General features: G+C 32.6%; 2 protein-coding genes. One reads left to right on the top strand and one right to left on the bottom strand.

Annotation, left to right across the window (positions count from 1 at the left end; genetic code table 11):
• The coding region (locus tag HMPREF9088_RS10550; protein ID WP_040367580.1) for a type II toxin-antitoxin system death-on-curing family toxin at positions 1 to 301 on the top strand (301 nt) is incomplete at its 5' end.
• Positions 302 to 576: 275 nt separating this feature from the next.
• On the opposite strand, the gene HMPREF9088_RS10545 is transcribed toward HMPREF9088_RS10550, so the two are convergent.
• Positions 577 to 1,059, bottom strand: a 483-nt coding sequence (locus HMPREF9088_RS10545) for a DUF6339 family protein (RefSeq protein ID WP_007209236.1), incomplete at its 5' end; no start/stop codon positions are given.

Raw genomic sequence — 1,059 nt, 5'->3', positions numbered from 1 at the left:
AAATCAACCGAAACAGCATATTTTTGGAAAAGATCTCTATCCTGATGTGTTCAGCAAAGCAGCAGTTCTCTTAATAAATCTGATCAAAAAACATCCATTCCATAATGCAAACAAACGTACTGCATTTCTAGCGGCATATATTTTTCTCAAGCTAAACGGCTACTCACTAAAAATGGAAAATCAGGAAGTCGTAGGATTTGTAGTTAAAATTGCCACTTATCAGGGTGAATTTGATGAGCTAAAAGAGGCAACGACAGATGTATTAAAAAATAATTCAACGAAGATTGATACAAAAAAATAGAAGCAAACTAAGGATTTAGTTAAAACTGGATTTTTAGTTTGCTTTTTATTTTAGTTTACATAAGATATATTATACAAAAAAAGAACCTGAATCAACCGTTTCAAAGTCTTTCTCTGTGAATCGAAATTGGTGTACCTCTTTTGCCAAAACAGAGTAAGGGAAAAATAAACGAGCATCATCTGGATATAGTATGAAACTTGAGACACCTTTTTATAGCGGATATCTTTTTTATAAAAGGAAGGTTGTCACTACATTTAATTCCTTTATAACCACTTTTAATTTACTTGTGTCTTGTCCATAGCGTCTAAATCACTAACGACTATTTCTTTAATATCCTTTCTATCTAATACATCCACAACGCCTGTAGCCCCTACTTGATTAACTAATTTATTTGCATTTGTAAAGGCATAGCGACCACCTTTAATTTTTCCATTAATAATTAAGTCTTCGATCCCTTCTAAGATTCCTAATGCTACAATTCTCGAAGAGATTACATTGCTTGAAAGCCAAGCCATTTTTGTCCCTCGTCGAGCAGTTTTGAAGAAAAATTTAGTTAGATGATACGGGTCAGATTCACACTCTTCATCGATGGTATAGTAAACAGACCACCATAAAAGCGATAAGCTGTTAATGGCAACAGATCTCTTTGCATTATATGTGAAAATAATGCGTGAATCTAAATTAGAGATTCCTTTAACAGTCTTTAATTGATCTAATGTATAATCTAAAAAATATCTATGTTCTAAAGCTACCCACAT

It is taken from the genome of Enterococcus italicus DSM 15952 (genome assembly GCF_000185365.1).
Taxonomy (GTDB): domain Bacteria; phylum Bacillota; class Bacilli; order Lactobacillales; family Enterococcaceae; genus Enterococcus_G; species Enterococcus_G italicus.
This window is presented reverse-complemented; position numbering and strand designations above follow the sequence as displayed.